The organism is Aquabacterium sp. NJ1, assembly GCF_000768065.1.
GTDB lineage: Bacteria > Pseudomonadota > Gammaproteobacteria > Burkholderiales > Burkholderiaceae_C > Aquabacterium.
Window position 1 is genome coordinate 2,700,269 of the sequence record NZ_JRKM01000001.1, and the last position, 17,882, is coordinate 2,718,150.

Sequence of the window (17,882 nt, forward strand, 5' to 3'; positions counted from 1 at the left end):
ACCATGAGCAGCCTGGCCCGCCCGCTGATCCAACGTGCCCCCGATGTGCGCAGCGCGGCTGCGGCGCCGGTGCGCGTGCCCACCCCGGCGCCTGCACCAGCTCCGCAAGCCCAGCGGCCGGTGGTGCCGGCAGGCGTGAGCGTGTCGCAGCCGGGTGATGCGGGCGAGCGCGAGGCGGCGCGGGTCGCCAGCAAGGTGGTGAGCATGCCGGCGGCACCCCTGTCGGCCACGGCCGCGCGTTTCGCCGGGGCGGTGCCAGCGAGCAGGGGCGGGACGCTGGCGCAAGCAGGGGTGGCCGCGGTGGCGGGCCAGGGCCAGGTGGGCCCCCCCACGCCGTATCCGTCGATGGGCGTCAGCGGGGGGCAAGCGCTGCCCGTGTCGGTGCGCCTCGACATGGAGCCGCGCCTCCATGCGGATTTTTCTGGCGTGCGTGTCCACGCAGACGAGGCTGCCGCCCTCAAGTGCCGTGAACTCAATGCCAAGGCCTTCACCACCGGCAACCAGATTTTCTTTGCGCGGGGTGCCTACCAGCCCGAGAGCAGCGAAGGCCGTGAGCTGCTGGCGCACGAGCTGGTCCACACCATCCAGCAAGGCGCCGCGCCGCAACAGCCCGAACCCGCGCTGGGTGGCGCACCCGGTGCGGACGCGCGGCCTGCCCCCGCGCAAATCCAGCGCAGCCTGGACACCCGCGTGAACGAGCGCACCGGCTCCGGCATCCAGCGCCTGGGCATCGGCGACGCCATCGCCTACTTCGCGGACAAGGCCAACTTCATCCCCGGCTTTCGCATGCTGACCCTGATCCTGGGCTTCAACCCGATCACCGGGCAGGGCGTGGACCGCAATGCCGGCAACATCCTGCGCGCCGTGATCGAGCTGCTGCCCGGTGGCGCGCTGATCACGCAGGCGCTGGACAACCACGGCATCGTCGACCGCGTGGCCAACTGGGCGCAGCAGCAACTCGCCTCATTGGCCAGCATCGGCCAAAGCATCCGCCAGGCCGTGCGCAACTTCGTCGATGGCCTGAGCTGGCGCGACATCTTCAGCCTCGGCAGCCTGTGGGACCGCGCCGTGCGCCTGGTCACCGAGCCGGTCAACCAGGTGCTGGGTTTCGTGCGCGGGCTGGTGGGCGGCATCATCACCCTGATCAAGGACGCCATCTTGCGGCCCATCGCGCGCCTGGCGCAGGGCACACGCGGCTACGACCTGCTGTGCGCCGTGCTGGGCTTCGACCCGGTCACGGGTGACGCGGTACCGCGCACGGCGGCCACCCTGATCGGTGGCTTCATGAAGCTCATCGGCCGCGAAGACATCTGGGAGAACATCCAGAAGGGCAACGCCGTGGCCCGCGCCTATGCCTGGTTCCAGGGCGCCGTGGCCGGCCTCATGGGCTTCGTGCAGCGCATCCCGCAGCTGTTCGTGCAGGCCTTCACCTCACTGGAGCTGGCCGACATCGTGCTGCTGCCGCGTGCCTTCATGCGCATCGCGGGTGTGTTCGGCAGCTTCATCGGGCAGTTCATTGGCTGGGCCGGTGAAACGGTGTGGAACCTGCTGGAGATCATCTTCTCGGTGGTGGCGCCGGGTGTGCTGGTCTACCTCAAGCGGGCGGCTGGGGCCTTGCGCACCATCCTCAACAACCCCATCGGCTTCATCGGCAACCTGGTGCGCGCCGGCGTCACGGGCCTGCGCCAGTTCGCCACGCGTTTCATGACCCACCTGCGCGGTGCCATCATCGGCTGGCTGACGGGGGCACTGGCCGGCGCGGGCATCTACATCCCGCAGGCACTGAGCTTTGTCGAGATCCTCAAGTTCGTGACCAGCGTGCTGGGCCTGACCTGGCAGACCATCCGCGAAAAACTCGTGAAGGCCACCAGCGAGACCGCCGTGCGCGCCATGGAAATGGGCGTGGACATTGTGGTGGCCCTGGTGACCGGCGGGCCAGCCGCCGCCTGGGGCCAGTTGATGGAGACCCTGGGCAACCTGCGCGAGATGGTGATGGAGCAGATCATCAGCTTCGTGTCGCGCCACATCGTGGAGGCCGCCATCGTCAAGCTGGTGAGCATGCTCAACCCGGCGGGTGCCTTCATCCAGGCCATCATCGCGATCTACAACACCATCATGTTCTTCATCGAGCGCATGAAGCAGATCGCGCAGGTCGCGGCGGCTGTCATCGACTCGATCGCCGCCATCGCCTCGGGCGCCATTGGTGCAGCCGCCAACAAGGTGGAGAGCACCCTGGCCGGCTTGCTCTCCCTGGCCATCAGCTTCCTGGCCCGGCTCATGGGCCTGGGCCGCATCAGCGATGCCATCCGCGATGTGGTCGAGCGCATCCGCGCACCGATCAACCGGGCGCTGGACCGCGTGGTGTTGTGGATCGTGAACCTGGCGCGCCGGGTGGTGGGGGCGGTCAAGGGCGCGGCGCAAAGCGTGCTCAACTGGATGGGCATCCGCAAGCCCTTCAAGGGCGGCAACGCCACCCACCATGTCTACATCGAAGGCGAGGGGGCACAGCGCCGCGTGATGATGGCCTCCGACCCGGGCGAGTACAAGAAGACCATCTCGGCCATCGACATCAAGCCCACGGACCCCAAGGTCAAGGAGAAGCAAAAGGCCAAGGCCGATGCGCTCAAGACACTTGACAAGATCGACGACGCCATGAGCAAGGCCAGCAAGGGCGGGGCGGATGGCGCCAAGGCGGCCGAGCGCATTGACCCCTTGATGGGCGAGCTGGCCTTGCTGACCCCGCAGTTCATGACGGCGGCCCAGCAACAGGGGCAGGCCGACACACCCTTGTATGGCGGCACCGGCCCGGGCGGTTTTGGCGTGTCGGTGACGGTGGAGCGCGTCACCAAGGTCACGGCTTACCAGAAGCCCAACCCGCCCGCCAACCAGGACTGGGATGCATTGGCCAAACGCAAGGACGGCGGCACCACCTACTACGTGCAGGGCCACCTGCTCAACGGCAAGCTGGGCGGCAGTGGCACCGATTGGCGCAACCTGGCTGCGCTGACCCAGGCCACCAACAACCGCAGTGCCTTGTCCATGATGCGGGCCTTCGAGAACGACACGCGCCAGGCCGTGGAAAAAGGCCAGACCTTGAGCATCTCGGTGACCATGAGTTACGGCCACCCCTTGCGCCAGGCCGCCATCGACAAGGTCAAGAAGGGCTGGACACCGAAGAGCGAGGCCCAGGACATCGCCGACATCATCAAGGCCGAGGCCCATGCCGCCAAGAACGTGAGCTGTGTGGCGCAGGTGATCGCAGACGATGGTTCACGCACGGCCTTCAAGAGCGCTTCGGTGAGCAACGTCATTGACACCAATCTGGACCACTACTCCCTGGGTGGCGACCCGCGCAAGCCGCTGGACCTCAACAGCGCCTCTGCCACCGCCTTGCGCACCTTGGTGGGCGTGACGGCACCCATGGCCGCGGTGATCGAGAAACTGCGCAAGCAAGCGCCCTTCAAGGACCGCGATGACGTGCAGGCCCGCCTGTGTACCGAACTGGGCGACGACAAGGGCAAGAAGCTGTGGCACGCCATGGTGAGCACGGCGGGCATCAGCATCCGTTGCGAGTGAACAAGGCAGGTCGATGATGAGCGAACAGCACGACGCACAACACGAAGCGGTACCCACCGACGAGCGCGGCCAGGGCTTTCCGCAGATCCTGCACGACCGCGCCCGTGTCTCGACCGAAGAGCTGGTCAGGCTGCTGTTGACCTTGTCCACCGCCGGTGTGGGCGTCTTCTTCATGGCCTTGACCGGCAAGAGCGACCCACCCTTGACACCACGCCAGGAAGTGGCGGTGCTCGTGGCGCTGGTGGCCATGTGTGCGGCAACCCTGTGCGGCATGCTCAGCTGGTTTGCCGATGGCCGCCGCAACTACCTGTGGGCCACCGCGCTGCAGACCAAGAAGAACCTCAAGGGTGACCCTCGCGATCAGTTGTTCGTGCGGCGGGACTTCTGGCTGGATCTGGCCCGGCGCGCGTATCAACTGCTGATGATCCTGTTTGCGGTGGGCATCGTGGCCTCGCTGATCTACCTGGTGTGCCGTGTGCTCAACTGGTGAGGGCGGGCATCCAGGGGCATGTCAGGGGGGCGATCGCGAGGGGCATCTGATAGAGTCCGGCGCATCCTGACGCCTGGCGCGCATGGCCTGCATGGGCCGCCGGCGTTGCCCGTCTGGTTCGCCATGAAAAAGCACAAGCCCTCCGTCCCTGCCAGCTTGCCGCGCGAAGAAGCGCAGCAACTGGTCAACCTGTTCAATGCCGGTCGCTACGCAGACGTCGAGTTGCGCGCCCGCTTGCTGGTGGACCTGTACCCCACCGCGCCCTTTGCCTGGAAGATCCTGGGCACCGTGCTGCTGGTGCAAGGCAAGGACGGCTTGAAGGCGTTGCAAAAGACGGTGGCCTTGCTGCCCACCGACCCGGAAGCCCACAGCAACCTGGGCAATATGTACAAGGCCCTGGGCCGCTTTGAAGAGGCCGCAGCCAGCCACCAGCAGGCGATCCAGCTCAAGCCGGATCATGCGCTGGCGCATTACAACCTCGGTATCGTTTTGCGTGATCTGGGGCGTCCGGCCGATGCCGTGGTGAGCTTTCGCCAGGCGATCAAGCTCAAGCCCGATTTCACGGACGCGTACTTCAACCTCGGTATTGCCCTGACGGACCTGGATCGCTTCGAGGAAGCCGCAGCCAGCTACCGTCAGGCCCTGGCTTTGCAACCCAAGTTTCTGGGCGCGCATTGCAACCTGGGCATCGTGCTCAAGGACATGGGCCGGTATGACGAGGCCGTGGCCGCCTTCCAGCGCCTGCTCGAACTCAAGCCCGATGACGCCGCCGCGCACAACAACCTGGGCAACCTGCTCAAGGACCTGGGGCGGCTGGATGAGGCTGCTGCGCACTGCCGCGAAGCGCTCAAGCTCAAGCCCGACTACAACGAAGCGACCAGCAACCTGCTGTTTGCACTCAACTACGTGGCCGGCCAGCAGCCCGATGTCTTGCTGAACGAAGCCAAGGCGTATGGCGAGCGCGTTGCCCGCGGCGTCCAGCCCTACACCAGCTGGCCCAACACGCGGGATGCCGCGCGCCCGCTGCGCGTCGGCCTGGTGTCTGGCGACCTCAACCAGCACCCGGTGGGCTTCTTCATGGAAGGCGTGTTGAAGGCCCTGTCTGCGCAGGATGGGGCCCGAGCAGCCGGCCGCTTGAGCCTGCACGCTTATGCCACACAGGCCCGCCGTGATGCGCTGACCGAGCGCCTGCAAGCCTGTTGCGACAGCTGGTGCGTCGCCGCCGGCTTGTCTGACCAGGCGCTGGCCGAGCGCATCCGCGCCGACGGCATCGACATCCTGGTCGATCTGTCAGGCCACACGGCTTACAACCGCCTGCCCATGTTCGCGCTCAAGCCCGCACCGGTGCAGGTGAGCTGGCTGGGCTACTTCGCGACCACGGGCGTGGCCGCCATCGACTACCTGCTGGCCGACCCATGGACGGTGCCGCACGCGCACGAGGCGCATTTCACCGAGCAGATCTGGCGCCTGCCCGAGACGCGCATGTGCTTCACGCCGCCCGATGCGGATGTGCCCGTGGCGCCGCTGCCGGCTTTGAACCAAGGCCACATCACCTTTGGCTGCTTCAACAACATCACCAAGCTCAATGACGAGGTGGTGGCTTTGTGGGCCCGCGTGCTCAAGGCGGTGGAGGGCAGCCGCCTGATGCTCAAGGCCAAGCAGCTGGACGAGGCCTCGGTGAAACAAGGCTTGCTGAGCCGCTTCGAGGCCCAGGGCATCGACCCGCAGCGGCTGACGCTGGCGGGACGATCGCCGCGTGCCGAGTACCTGGCAGCCTATGGCGAGGTCGACATCGGCCTGGACCCTTTCCCCTTCACGGGCGGCACGACCAGCGCCGAGAGCCTGTGGATGGGCGTGCCGGTGCTCACGCTGGATGGCGACCGGCTGGTGTCGCGGCAAGGCGTGGGTTTGATGATGAACGCGAGTCTGGCTGATTGGGTGGCCCGTGACGCGGACGATTACGTGGCCAAGGCCGTGGCGCATGCGGCCGATGTACCGGCCTTGGCGGCGCTGCGAGCCGGCCTGCGCCAGCAGGTGTTGGCGTCACCGGTGTTTGATGGTGAGCGCTTTGCGCGCCACCTGGAGTCGGCGTTGCGCGGCATGTGGCTCAAGTGGTGTGAGAACAAGGTTTGACGACAGATGACTGACGATGCCGTGCCTGTAGTGCCTCCCGCTTCGACGGTGGCCCCCAATCGCTTTGCGCGGTTGTTGAGCAAACTGGAGCGCTTGCCGCCCGCCTGGCGTTTGAAGCTGGTGGGTTTCGGGTTTGGGCTGAACACGCCTTACTTCCGCACCAACCGCTGCCGCATCCTGAAGCTGGAGCCGCATCGGGTGACGGTGGGCATCAAGCTGGCGCGGCGGGTGCGCAACCATGTGGGGGGCATCCACGCGGTGGCGGCCACGCTGGCGGCGGAGTACGCCAGTGGGCTGCTGGTGGGGCAGCATGTGCCGGACGATGCCATCGTGGTGGTGAAGACGATTCATGTGGAGTTGCGCAAGCCCAATCGGGGGCATGTGCGGGCCACGGCGAGTTTGACGCCGCCTGAGACGCAGCTCATGGGGATGGAGCCCAAGGGGAGCTTGAAGGTGCCGATCACGATTGAGGATGCGAAGGGGCAGACGCCGATCACGGGCTATATGGAGATGGCCTGGTTGCCCAAGAAGCGTAAGCCTGAGGCTGAGGCGAGCAAGTAGCGTTGGGTGCTGTTGCTGTTGCTGTATGCGTGCGGGATGGGGGGGCGATTTGGCGGGGGAGCGCGGGGCGCGGCTGAGGTGGCATGCGGCTGGGCTTCATTGTTGACGGTCCTGCCGCAGGCAGGACTGCCCTGCGATGCTCGTGACAAGGTGGGGCCCTCTAACTCGCTACGCGGCTGCGCCGCTGCGCTCAAACATATCGGGCCAGTTAGATGACGAAGCACGCTGCGCGTGCCCACCTCGCCACTGCGCTTCTCGGCGCCAACAAGGCGCCCCGCCACATGCCACCTCAGCCTGTTTCGCCCCGCTTGTGTGTCGCTAAGGTTGGCCATGCACGCGACGAACCGCGTGCATGAACAATGATCGTGGCAATGGCAATGGCAATGGCAATGGCAATGGCAATGGCAATGGCAATGGCAACGGCAACCCAAGCCTTGTGCCGTGACGCTTGATTCGTGCTGACGCCAGGACGACGGCCTTGGCGTGTCACGAGCAAGGTGGAAAAGGGTTGAGCCGGTAGTGGGCTGGGCGCCTTGGTGACGCCGAGCACCGCAGCAATGGGTTTGGCGCGCGTGAGCGCGCTTCGTCATCTGACTGGCCCGATATGTTTGAACGGAGCGGCGTAGCCGCGTAGTGAGTTGGAGGGCCCAAACCCATTGCGAGGCGCGCAGGGGAGTCCTGCCTGTGGCAGGACCGTCAACAATGAAGCCTGGCCCACTACCGGCTCAGCCCCCACCTTGCGCCGCCCCGACAAAGCGCCCCAACCGCAGCATGCAACCAAGCAGCACACGCAACTGGGCATCCTATGCAACCAGCCATCAACCACCCGAAGTACCCTGCCCCTGGTACATCCGGATGATCGAAGAAAAGTCCAGCTTGCCCTGTCCCTGCTGGCTCCACGCCTGGTACAGCTGCTGCGCCAGCGCCCCCAGCATCAAAGGCTGATGCGCCCCCTTGGCCGCATCCGTCGCCAGCCCCAGATCCTTGAGCATCAAGTCCACCCCGAAGCCACCGCTGTAGCCGCGTGACGCCGGCACCCCCTCCATCACCCCCGGGAACGGGTTGTAGGTGTCCGCACTCCAGCAACGCCCTGAAGACGTGTTGATGATCCCCGCCAGCACCTTCGCATCAATGGCCAGCGACGCACCCAGCGTCATCGCCTCCGACACCCCGATCATCGAAATCGCCAGCAGCAGGTTGTTGCAGATCTTGGCCACCTGCCCCGTGCCCGTGCCACCGCAATGCACGATGTTCTTGCCCATGGCCTGCAACACCGGCTGCGCCTGCGCAAACAAGGCGTCACTGGCGCCCACCATGAAAGTCAGCGTGCCAGCCGCCGCCCCACCCGTGCCGCCCGATACCGGCGCATCCGCAAATGGGTTGCCCTGCGCAGTACAACGCTCGGCCAGGCGGCGTGCGGTGGCCGGGTCAATGGTGCTGCAGTCCACGATGGGCACGCCCTTCTGGGCGCCCGACAACACACCTTGCAGCCCCGTCAACACGGCTTCCACATGCGCAGACGCCGGCAGCATCGTCAGCACGAATGCGGCCTCACGAGCCGCCTCGGCAGGCGAAGCCGCAGACAAGGCCCCCTCGCCCACCAGCCCCGCCACCGCCTCCTTGTTGAGGTCGAACACGGTGACCGCGTGGCCGGCCTTGAGAAGGTTGCGGGCCATGGGCCCACCCATGTTGCCCAGGCCGATGAAGGCGATGTTCATGCTGCTCGTTTCCTTGTCTGACTTGCGGGCCAAGCGCTTCAGCGCAGGCTGATCGTCGTGTTCACACCCGTGTTGACGCTGCTGTCATCGAACCAGCGCGCCGTCACCGTCTTGGTCTGCGTGTAGAACTGCACGACCTGCTTGCCATACGGCCCCAGGTCGCCCAGCTTGGAGCCGCGCGAGCCCGTGAAGCTGAAGAAGGGCACGGGCACGGGGATGGGCACGTTGATGCCCACCTGGCCCACGTCGATCTCGCTCTGGAACTTGCGTGCCGCCGCACCGCTTTGCGTGAACAGGCCCACGCCATTGCCGAAGGGGTTGGCGTTGACCAGGGCGATGGCCTCGTCCAAGGTGTCCACGCACAGCGTCACCAGCACCGGGCCGAAGATCTCTTGCGTGTAGACGCGCATGTGGGTCTTCACGCCAGCGAGCACGGTGGGGCCCACGAAGTTGCCGCGTTCATAACCCGGCACGCTGATGCCGCGGCCATCGAGCAGCAGCTCGGCGCCCTCTTCCACACCACTGGCGATCAACGCTTCGATGCGGGCCTTGGCGCGCGGCGAGATCACGGGGCCCACATCGGTACCGGGTTGCACGCCGGCGTTGACCTTGAGCAGCTTTGCACGGGCCACCACATCGGGCAACCAGTCCTTGGCGGCGCCCACGAACACGGCCACCGAGGTGGCCATGCAGCGCTGACCGGCCGCGCCGAAACCCGCGCCCACCAGGGCGTTGAGCGATTGCTCCTTGTTGGCGTCCGGCAGGATCACGGCGTGGTTCTTGGCGCCCATCATGGACTGCGCGCGCTTGCCGTGCTGGCTGGCCAGGTTGTAGACGTGCGTGCCCACCTCGGTCGAGCCCACGAAGGACACGGCCACGATGTCGGGGTGCGTGCACAGCGCGTCCACCACGTCCTTGCCACCGTGCACGACGTTGAGCACGCCGGCCGGCACACCCGCCTGCAAGGCCAGCGCCACGATCTCCATGGTGGACATCGGGTCCTGCTCGGAGGGCTTGAGCACGAAGGTGTTGCCGCACACGATGGCCATGGGGAACATCCACAGCGGGATCATCGCGGGGAAGTTGAACGGCGTGATGCCCGCGCACACGCCGATGGGCTGGCGCAGGGTGTAGGTGTCCACGCCATTGGCCACGTTCTCGGCGAACTCGCCCAGCTGCAGCGTGCCCACCGAGCAGGCGTGCTCCACCACTTCCAGGCCCCGGATGATGTCGCCCTCGGCGTCGGCCAGGGTCTTGCCTTGTTCGTTGGTCAGCACGCCGGCGATGCGGCTCAGGTGCTCGCGCAGCAGGGCCTGAAAGCGCAGCATGATGCGCATGCGCGCGGCCAGGGGCGTGGTCTTCCAGGTCTTGAATGCGGCCTTGGCCGAGGCGATGGCGGCGTTGACCTCATCGGGCGTGGCGAAGGGCACCTGGGCCAGCACCTCTTGCGTGGCCGGGTTGATGATGGGGCGGCGCTCTGTGGAGGTGGAGTCCACGAATTCGCCATTGATCAGCAGGCGCACGGTGTGTGTGCCATCGGTGTTGCCATACAGGCTGGGGGTGAGGCTCATGGTGGGCTTTCTATGTCAGATGTGGCGGGCGATCACGATCTTCTGGATCTCGCTGGTGCCTTCGTAGATCTGGGTGATGCGGGCGTCGCGGTAGTGGCGGGCCACGGGGTAGTCTTCCAGGAAGCCGTAACCACCGTGGATCTGCACGGCCTTGGAGCACACCCACTCGGCGGTTTCGGATGCGAACAGCTTGGCCTGCGAGGCCTCCGAGATGCAGGGCACCCCGGCCGTGCGCAGTCGGGCGGCGTGGTGCACCAGCAGGCGCGCGGCGTTCAGGCGGGTGTGCATGTCCGCCAGCATGTGGGCGATGGCCTGGTGCTGCTCGATGGGCTTGCCGAACTGCACACGCTCGGCGGCATAGGCCTTGGCGGCATCGAGCGCCGCACGCGCGATGCCCACGGCCTGCGCCGCGATGCCGATGCGCCCGCCCTCCAGGTTGGACAAGGCGATCTTCAGGCCTTCACCGCGCTGGCCTAGCAGGTTGGCGGCGGGCACGCGGCAGTTCTCCAGCGTGATGGCGCAGGTGTCCGAGGCACGGATGCCCATCTTGTTCTCTTTGCGCGCCACCGTGAAGCCAGGCGTGGCCGTGTCCACGATGAAGGCCGACAGGCCCTTCTTGCCCAGCGCCGGGTCGGTCACGGCGAACACGATGGCCATGCCGGCGCGCTCGCCATTGGTGGTGAACTGCTTGCTGCCCTTGAGCACCCAGCTGTCATCCTCGAACACGGCGCGGGTCTTCAGGGCATCGGCCTCGGAGCCAGCATGCGGCTCGGTCAGGCAGAAGGCGCCGATCACCTCGCCGCTGGCCAGCCGGGGCAGCCATTGTTGCTGCTGGGCGGGCGTGCCGAACTTCAGGATGGGCACGCAGCCCACCGAGTTGTGCACGCTCATCAAGGTGGAGCACGAAGCGCAACCAGCAGCCACCTCTTCGATGGCCATGGCGTAACTCAGGTCGTCGGTGCGCGAGCCACCCAGCTCGGGCGGCACCAGCATGCCCAGCAGGCCGAGCTCGCCCATCTGGCGCACCACGGCGTCGGGCAGCTTGCCTTCCTGGTCCCATTGGGCGGCGTGGGGGGCCAGTTCGGCTTGGGCAAAAGCGCGTGCGGCATCGCGCACCAGGCGCTGGTCTTCGGTCAACAGGGCGTCCATGTGGCTCATGTGCTTATTTGGCGGCCATGCGGATGCCGCCGTCAATGCGGATCACCTCGCCATTGAGGTATTCGTTGTCCACGATGCTGCGCACCATGGCGGCGAACTCGGCGGGCTTGCCCAGGCGCGAGGGGTGGGGCACCGAGCGGCCCAGCGAGTCCTGCACCTCTTGTGGCAGGCCCAGCAGCATGGGGGTTTCGAAGATGCCGGGGGCGATCGTCATGACGCGCACACGGTCGCGTGCCAGTTCGCGTGCGGCGGGCAGGGTCATGGCCACCACGCCACCCTTGGAGGCCGAATACGCCGCCTGCCCGATCTGCCCGTCAAAGGCGGCCACGGAGGCGGTGTTGATGATCACGCCCTGCGAGGCCGTGGGTTCGGCGCTGCCACCCGGCACGCCCGAGTTGATCATCGCCGGCACGGCCAGGCGCATCATGTTGAAGGTGCCGATCAGGTTGACCTGGATGGTGCGCGTGAAGGAGTCCAGCCGGTGGGGGCCGTTCTTGCCGTGGATCTTTTCAGCCGGGCCGATGCCGGCGGCGTTGACCAGCACGTCCAGGCGGCCAAAGCGTTGCAGCGCGGTCTGCACGGCGGCCTGGCCGCTGTCTTCATCACACACATTGGTCTTCACATAGACCAGGCGTTCGGAGGGCGCAAACGTGCCTTCCCGTGGCTCGGCCAGGTCGGCAATGACCACGCGGGCGCCGGCCTGCAAGGCCATCTGCGCGGTGGCAGCCCCCAGGCCCGAGGCCCCGCCGGTGATCAGGAAGACGCTGTCGGATACTTGCATGGTTTGTCTCTCTCGGTCGCTGAGGTGTGGTGCATGATGGGCGCGCGGCCCCTCGGCGAGATCCTAGGCAGACGCCGCCCTGTTTTCGATGCCCAAAACCGTCAATATCGCTGCACGTTCCAGCCAGTCACTCGGTGCAATCCCGGGTGGCGCGGCCGCCTTGCCCGGGGGGCCGGCATGAAGCCCGAGCGCGGCACCATTTCCATCCATTTCGTGCAGGAGGCCTTGCGTTGTGTGCGCGAGCGTGGCCTGGGCGTGGACGGCTTCCTGCAACGGGCCGGTATCCCGGCGGCCTTCGTGGACGAGCCGCTGGCGCGCGTGTCGCCCGCCCAGTTCGGTGCCCTGTGGCGTGACATCGCCCGCGCGCTGGACGACGAGTTTTTCGGTCTGGACAGCCACCCCGCCCGGCAAGGCACCTACGTGTTGATGTGCCACAGCGTGCTGGATTGCGACAACCTGGGCCACGCGCTCAAACGCATCCTGCGCTTCATGCGCCTGGTGCTCGACGACATGCACGGCAGCCTGGAAGTGGAAGGCGATCAGGCCGTATTGCGCCTGCATGACCGGCAAGGCCCCCAGCGCCTGTTCGCCTATGCAACCTTCCTGATCATGGTTTATGGCCTGGCCTGCTGGCTCACCGGGCGGCGCCTGCAGCTGATCGAAGGCGCCTTTCGCTGCCCCGAGTCGGACGCGTCGGGCGCGTCCGCCGAGTACCGCGTGCTGTTTTGCGAGGCCCTGCAGTTCGACGCGCCCCAGACGCGCCTGTGCCTGCCGGCGTCCGACCTGCAACTGCCCATCGTGCAGAACGCCGGCACGCTCCAGGCCTTCTTCAAGGGCGTGCCCGACAACTTCCTGGTCAAGTACCGCAACCCAAAGAGCCTGGCCGCGCGCATCCGCCGCCGTTTGCGCGAGCAGCCGCCGGCGCAATGGCCGGATCTGGCCGTGCTGTGTGGCGAGCTGCACCTGACCGAAGCCACCCTGCGCCGCCGCCTGCGCGAGGAGGGGCACAGCTACCAGTCGCTCAAGGACGACCTGCGGCGCGACATGGCCATCACGCGCCTGCAGGACAGCCGCCGCCCCATCGAAGCGATTGCGACCGAGCTGGGCTTTGCCGAGCCGGCCGCGTTCTACCGGGCGTTCAGGAAGTGGACGGGCGCACGGCCTTCGGACTACCGCGACGCCTTGCCATCGGTTGCTTCACGCTGACCGGGTCAGGCCTCTGTCGGGTCCTGCACGTTGGCATGCGCATCGACCTCGTCAGGCCGGCAAGGCGTGCGTTTGAGCCCGCTGCGGAACTCACCCGGTGAGCGGCCCGTCCAGCGCTTGAACGCGCGATGGAAGGTGCCGGGGTTGGCAAAACCCAGTGCCGTGGCGATCTGGGCCAGGGGCATGCGGGTGTCTTGCAGGTAGGTCACGGCCTGCATCTTGCGCACCCGCTCCACCAGCTTGCGAAAGCTCATGTTGAGCCCATCGAGGCGGCGCTGCAAGGTGCGCGGCGGCATGTGCAGATCGGCAGCCAGCATCTCCAGCGTCACCTCGCCATTGCTCAGGCGCTTGCGCAGCAGTCCCTCGATCTTGGCAATGAAGCGGCTGGTGCCTTGCGCCACCACCGCCAGCTGTTCGCGCGCCTGGTCATGCAGCAGGCTGTGCGCGCTGGCGTCTTGGGGGATCAGGGGCAGGTCGATGTAAGGCAAGGGCCCCCACATCGAATTCTCGGTTTGATCAAAGCGCACCTCGCCACCAAATGCGCGCTTGTAGGGCCCGATGTCCTGAGGGGCTGGCCCGGTGAAGCGGCCATCGAACACCAGATCGTGCCGCCCAGTCAACGCGCGCAGGATCTGCACCCAACCCGTGAGCGACAAGCGGGCGACTTCGGCCGAGACATGCGGCGTGATCGGCTCCAGCCGCAGGCAGAAGCGCTCGCCTTCGATGCCGATCTCGACACGGTAGATGTCATTGAGCAGGTAATGAAAGCGCGCCAGCTCCTGGCCCAGGTGCAAGATGGTGCGGCTGGTCATGATCGTCAGGCCGATCACGCCGGCGTGCCAGGGCTGGAAGTGCTGCGCGATGGCCGGGATCAGGTCGGCCTGGCCGGTGCAGGTTTGCGCGCGCCGCAGTGCCGCGCACCATTCGGCCAGGTCATAGCGCGATGTGGCTTCGGCCCGGTCGATGCGGGCCAGGGCGGCTTCATCGTAGATGCACGCCGGGTCCACACCGGTGCTGCGCAGGTAGCTGAGCAAGACCCGCACATACGCCACGCTGACGGTTCGGTGGTGATGCGGTGTGGCGGGGGCGGTGTGCAGCATGTCGGGGTATCAGGGCGCGGGGATGGCGCGGCTGCCGTGACGCCGACCATCCATCAAGGGTTGCTTGTTAAACGAGGCCGCATTGTTTCTGATCGATGTTCCTGTCACTGGGCTAGATTGACCAATTCGTTATCCGAACGTGCCAAATCTCGGGAATATCCTGTAAGTGATTTCGCGGGTTTCGTCTCGTTTTAGTCCGTCGTTTAACGGGGCTTGTGCTAACGATTGTTGGCTACCCGACAGTCTCGGGATATCCCCAGGCAGCCGAGCCTGCGGCCTTATCCCTTTGCGCCAGGCTGCTGCCGCTCATGCCATTTCGGATCAGGGTGCGGCGCATGCCAGGGGTTTGCCCGCCATGAGGTCAAAGCGCGCTTTTTTACGATGAACCGGTGGGCGCGTGACGTTGACCGTGGCGCACCGCAGACCTCCTATTCAACCTCTGTACTGGATTGAGACATGCGTACTTTGACTGCAAACGAACTGAATGCCGTGAGCGGCGCCGCCCTGACCCTGCCGACCGTGGGTGCCACCAATGATGGCCTGACCTTCACCACCAACGGCAAGACCACCACGGTGAGCTGGAAGCAGGTCATCACCATTGCTTCCATCATCTACAAGCTGGCTTCCGGCCTGTGATCAAGGCCCGTCGGCCCGCCGCCTAGGTGGGGCCTGACGGGGCCAGGGCCTGCGCCGGCGCATTGGCTTGCACGGCGTGAGGCATGGGCTTTTGTGTTTGCCGGGTTGTGCGTTTGTGTTTGATGTGAAGTCTGTGTGTGTGGCGGGCCGCTCGCCTCATGGTGGGCGGCGCATGGTGCGTGCCATGAGGCCAGGCGTGCCCTGTTTGCTGGCTTGTGCGGCAGCCCTGTGCGGGATGGCCACCGGCACGGTGCATGCCGGCACCATCGAGGGTGAAGACGGGCGGGCGCTGGCTTCCATGAACGGCCTGAGCCTGCGCCTGAGCCCGATGGCCAGCACGCGAACGGATGTGCAGACCATCGCGCTGGCAGGCCAGGCCGGTGAGCCGCTGGTGTTGACCTGGCCTGAGGCCCTGTCTGTGGCGGTACAACATGTGGGCACGGTGCGCGCTGCATTGGCCCAGGCCGACGCGCAGGCCGGTGTGGCCCGCCAGGCCTGGGCGCAGGCCTACATGCCCCGGCTGGACCTGAGCGCCGTGGCGCAGCAAGACCGCGTGCAAACGCCGTATGACAGCAGCAACAAGCCCAGCGCCACTGTGGGGCTTCAGGCCAGCATGCCGCTGTGGCATGGCGCCGATCGTGCGTCCGAGCGCGCGCAGCAGGCCCTGGCCCAGCGCAGCCAATGGCAGGCCCGGCTGGTGCGCATGGAGGCGGCCAGAGAGGTCAGCCGCGCCTATCTGATGGCCGTGGAAGCGGCCACCCAGCTGGAGCTGCTGGAAGTGCAGCGTGGCCTGCTGGCCGCCCAGTTGCAGATCAACGAACAGCGCTTGCGCGGCGGGGTGGGCACCTCGCTGGAGCGCCTGGAAACCGCCACCCGGCTGGACCAGCTGCGCGTGGAGCGCCAGGCGCGCCGCACGCGTTACGAGACACAACGCCTGATCCTCGCGCGGCTCCTGTCGTGCGAGGTGGCGGCGGTGGGCCGCCTTGGGGCCCAGGCCTTGCTCGATGACAACGGCGCGCCCTGGGTGGTGCCGCCGGTGAACGAGGCCCTGGCCAGCCTGCGCGAGCACAGCCTGGCGGTGCAGGATGCGCAGGCCCAGGTGCGTGCGGCCCAGGCCGAGCTGCAGGCGCGTGATGCCGAAGCCTGGCACCCGTCGTTGGACGCGGTGGCCAGCGTCAACCGCGCCCGCCAGATCACCAAGACCACCTCCGGCAACGAATCGCTGAGCTACACCGAAAGCACGCTGGGGTTGCAGCTCAACATGCCCTTGTACAGCGGCGGCCGCCAGCCTGCGCGCCAGGCCACGTCCACTGCCTTGTTGACCAAGGCGCAGGCCGAGTACGACGACGCCTGGGCACGCGCGCAAGGCGGCCTGCTGGAGGCCTACCAGGGCCTGGCCCATGCACGCAACCAGGTCCGCGCCCTGCGGGACATGGAGGCCTCTGCCCAGGCCACGCTGGATGCGCTGCAACGCGCCTTCGTGGCGGGCTACCGCTCCAACCTGGACCTGCTCAATGCGCAGCAGCAATTGATCGGCACGCGCTCGCAAGGCGTGAGCGCGCGCGTCAACGTGATGCTGGCCCAGGTGGACATCCTGGCACTGACCGAGCAGCTCGATGCCGCCACGATTGCCCCGCTGTCCGAGCTGCTGGTGCAGCCCGCGCTCGACAGCCTTCCACCCATGAAAGACGAGCGATGAGCAGTGAGCTGTTTCGCCAGGAGGCCCTGGCCGCCAAACAGGATCAGCACGGCATGGCGCTGGGCATCCGCCCCGTGTCGGCACCCCGCTTGACGGCCTTCTTCGCGGCCTTGGCCGCGGCGGTGCTGCTCTTGCTGGTGCTCGGGTCGTACACCAAGAAGGAGCGCGTGGGCGGCGTGGTGCAGGCCCAGCAGGGCGTGGCCCTGATCGTGTTGCCGCCCGGCCAGCAAGGCGGCGTGATCAAGCGTGTGCTGGTCACCGAAGGGCAGCGCGTCCAGGCGGGCGATGTGATCGCCGAGGTCTCGCAAGAGCGCTTCAGCGACGAAGGCAGCACCGACGCCCTGCTGGAGCAGAACCTGCAAGCCCAGCACCGTCGCCTGCAAAGCCAGGCCGAGGGCCAGCTGCAGATGGGCGCGGCCTCCCGCAGTGTCCTGGAAGAACGCATCCGCCATGCGCGCCACGATCTGGAGACGCTCAACGAGGAAATCCGCCTGCAGGAGCAGCAGATTGCGACCTCGCGGCGCATGGTCGATCAGCTGCAGCCCTTGCTGGCCGACCGCGTGATCTCCGAGCTGCAGTTCGAGCAGCAGCGCGCCCAGTTGCTGGATCAGCAGGCCCGCCTGCAAACGCTCAAGCGCCAGCGCACGGCCGCCGAGACCGATGCCGCGCAGGCCGGGGAAGAGATGCGCCGCATGGCCGGCCAGGCCCAGGTCGACCGTGCGGGCCTGGACCGCGACCTGCTGAGCCTGCAGCAAGAGCAGGTGCAGCGGCGTGCGCAACGCGTCACCCTGATCAAATCGCCCACCGCGGGCGTGATCTCGGGCCTGACGGCCACCCCCGGCCAGGCCTTGGGTGCCAATGCGTTGCTGGCCTCCGTCGTGCCGGAGCACTCGCCGCTGGAGGCCACGCTGTATGTGCCCAGCACGGCCGTGGGCTTCATCAAGCCGGGCCAGGGCGTGCGCATCAGCTACGACGCCTTCCCCTACCAGCGCTTCGGGCAGCACCACGGCACCGTGCGCAGCGTGTCGCAGACGGATGTGCCCCTGCCCGCCGCCAGCGGCGACGGCAACAAGGACCGCCGCGCCGTGTTCCTTGTCAAGGTGGCGCTGGACAAGGACAGCGTGTCCGCCTATGGCCGCGAGATCCGCCTGCACCCGGGCCTGACCCTGAGCGCCGACATCGAGCTGGACCGTCGCCGCCTGATCCGCTGGATGCTGGACCCGCTGTTCGCCTTCAGTGGCCAGCTTTGATTG

At 66.9% G+C, this 17,882-nt stretch carries 13 protein-coding genes; 8 read left to right on the forward strand and 5 right to left on the reverse strand.

Annotated elements, in window-relative coordinates; genetic code table 11:
* The first annotated feature begins 3 nt into the window (after window positions 1–3).
* From JY96_RS11560 to JY96_RS11575, 4 genes are all read left to right on the forward strand, one after another.
* Complete coding sequence (locus tag JY96_RS11560) at window positions 4–3,576, forward strand: DUF4157 domain-containing protein (protein ID WP_052162428.1); 3,573 nt, start codon at window positions 4–6, stop codon at window positions 3,574–3,576.
* A 16-nt stretch (window positions 3,577–3,592) separates the two neighbouring features.
* Window positions 3,593–4,066 (forward strand): hypothetical protein, encoded by a 474-nt coding sequence (locus JY96_RS11565; protein WP_152606468.1) that lies wholly within the window; start codon window positions 3,593–3,595, stop codon window positions 4,064–4,066.
* A gap of 123 nt (window positions 4,067–4,189) precedes the next feature.
* Window positions 4,190–6,199 (forward strand): tetratricopeptide repeat protein, encoded by a 2,010-nt coding sequence (locus JY96_RS11570; RefSeq protein ID WP_052162429.1) that lies wholly within the window; start codon window positions 4,190–4,192, stop codon window positions 6,197–6,199.
* A gap of 6 nt (window positions 6,200–6,205) precedes the next feature.
* The gene (locus JY96_RS11575; RefSeq protein ID WP_052162430.1) at window positions 6,206–6,760 is read left to right on the forward strand and encodes a DUF4442 domain-containing protein; all 555 of its coding nucleotides are present in this window, start codon (window positions 6,206–6,208) and stop codon (window positions 6,758–6,760) included.
* Between the two features lie 818 nt (window positions 6,761–7,578).
* Here the strand turns inward: JY96_RS11575 and mmsB are convergent.
* Genes mmsB through JY96_RS11595 form a run of 4 tightly spaced genes read right to left on the reverse strand, consistent with a single transcriptional unit; the run spans window position 7,579 to window position 11,988 of the window.
* On the reverse strand, window positions 7,579–8,478 hold the full coding sequence (mmsB, locus tag JY96_RS11580; RefSeq protein ID WP_035042408.1) for a 3-hydroxyisobutyrate dehydrogenase: 900 nt from the start codon (window positions 8,476–8,478) through the stop codon (window positions 7,579–7,581).
* 38 nt (window positions 8,479–8,516) lie between these two features.
* Window positions 8,517–10,049: a CoA-acylating methylmalonate-semialdehyde dehydrogenase gene (locus JY96_RS11585; RefSeq protein ID WP_052162431.1), complete on the reverse strand. Its 1,533-nt coding sequence runs from the start codon at window positions 10,047–10,049 to the stop codon at window positions 8,517–8,519.
* Between the two features lie 15 nt (window positions 10,050–10,064).
* Window positions 10,065–11,198, reverse strand: coding sequence for an acyl-CoA dehydrogenase family protein (locus JY96_RS11590; RefSeq protein WP_035042414.1), 1,134 nt, complete (start codon window positions 11,196–11,198; stop codon window positions 10,065–10,067).
* Window positions 11,199–11,211: 13 nt separating this feature from the next.
* Window positions 11,212–11,988: an SDR family NAD(P)-dependent oxidoreductase gene (locus JY96_RS11595; RefSeq protein ID WP_035037575.1), complete on the reverse strand. Its 777-nt coding sequence runs from the start codon at window positions 11,986–11,988 to the stop codon at window positions 11,212–11,214.
* A 177-nt stretch (window positions 11,989–12,165) separates the two neighbouring features.
* Between JY96_RS11595 and JY96_RS11600 the strand changes: the two genes are divergently transcribed.
* Window positions 12,166–13,194 (forward strand): AraC family transcriptional regulator, encoded by a 1,029-nt coding sequence (locus JY96_RS11600; RefSeq protein WP_035037578.1) that lies wholly within the window; start codon window positions 12,166–12,168, stop codon window positions 13,192–13,194.
* A 5-nt stretch (window positions 13,195–13,199) separates the two neighbouring features.
* Here the strand turns inward: JY96_RS11600 and JY96_RS11605 are convergent, their stop codons facing one another.
* Entirely contained in the window at window positions 13,200–14,294 is a 1,095-nt protein-coding gene (locus JY96_RS11605) for an AraC family transcriptional regulator (RefSeq protein WP_035037581.1), read from the reverse strand.
* 456 nt (window positions 14,295–14,750) lie between these two features.
* Here JY96_RS11605 and JY96_RS11610 point away from each other — a divergent pair, with 456 nt between their 5' ends.
* The 3 genes from JY96_RS11610 (at window position 14,751) to JY96_RS11620 (ending at window position 17,879) form a co-directional block, all read left to right on the forward strand.
* On the forward strand, window positions 14,751–14,930 hold the full coding sequence (locus tag JY96_RS11610; protein ID WP_035037583.1) for a hypothetical protein: 180 nt from the start codon (window positions 14,751–14,753) through the stop codon (window positions 14,928–14,930).
* Window positions 14,931–15,126: 196 nt separating this feature from the next.
* Window positions 15,127–16,629 (forward strand): TolC family protein, encoded by a 1,503-nt coding sequence (locus JY96_RS11615; RefSeq protein ID WP_161784311.1) that lies wholly within the window; start codon window positions 15,127–15,129, stop codon window positions 16,627–16,629.
* Window positions 16,626–17,879 carry an HlyD family secretion protein gene (locus JY96_RS11620; protein ID WP_035037588.1) on the forward strand — a complete coding sequence of 418 codons (1,254 nt, stop codon included), beginning with the start codon at window positions 16,626–16,628 and terminating at the stop codon, window positions 17,877–17,879. Before JY96_RS11615 ends, JY96_RS11620 begins: the two co-directional genes overlap by 4 nt.
* Window positions 17,880–17,882 lie beyond the last annotated feature (3 nt).

Excerpts from the sequence above, each read along its gene's own strand:
- JY96_RS11565 (WP_152606468.1), top strand. The coding sequence starts at position 3,593 with ATGAGCGAACAGCACGACGCACAACACGAAGCGGTACCCACCGACGAG.
- JY96_RS11600 (WP_035037578.1), top strand. The coding sequence starts at position 12,166 with ATGAAGCCCGAGCGCGGCACCATTTCCATCCATTTCGTGCAGGAGGCC.
- JY96_RS11610 (WP_035037583.1), top strand. The coding sequence starts at position 14,751 with ATGCGTACTTTGACTGCAAACGAACTGAATGCCGTGAGCGGCGCCGCC.
- JY96_RS11620 (WP_035037588.1), top strand. The coding sequence starts at position 16,626 with ATGAGCAGTGAGCTGTTTCGCCAGGAGGCCCTGGCCGCCAAACAGGAT.
- mmsB (WP_035042408.1), bottom strand. The coding sequence starts at position 8,478 with ATGAACATCGCCTTCATCGGCCTGGGCAACATGGGTGGGCCCATGGCC.
- JY96_RS11575 (WP_052162430.1), top strand. The coding sequence starts at position 6,206 with ATGACTGACGATGCCGTGCCTGTAGTGCCTCCCGCTTCGACGGTGGCC.
- JY96_RS11595 (WP_035037575.1), bottom strand. The coding sequence starts at position 11,988 with ATGCAAGTATCCGACAGCGTCTTCCTGATCACCGGCGGGGCCTCGGGC.
- JY96_RS11590 (WP_035042414.1), bottom strand. The coding sequence starts at position 11,198 with ATGGACGCCCTGTTGACCGAAGACCAGCGCCTGGTGCGCGATGCCGCA.
- JY96_RS11570 (WP_052162429.1), top strand. The coding sequence starts at position 4,190 with ATGAAAAAGCACAAGCCCTCCGTCCCTGCCAGCTTGCCGCGCGAAGAA.
- JY96_RS11560 (WP_052162428.1), top strand. The coding sequence starts at position 4 with ATGAGCAGCCTGGCCCGCCCGCTGATCCAACGTGCCCCCGATGTGCGC.
- JY96_RS11605 (WP_035037581.1), bottom strand. The coding sequence starts at position 14,294 with ATGCTGCACACCGCCCCCGCCACACCGCATCACCACCGAACCGTCAGC.
- JY96_RS11585 (WP_052162431.1), bottom strand. The coding sequence starts at position 10,049 with ATGAGCCTCACCCCCAGCCTGTATGGCAACACCGATGGCACACACACC.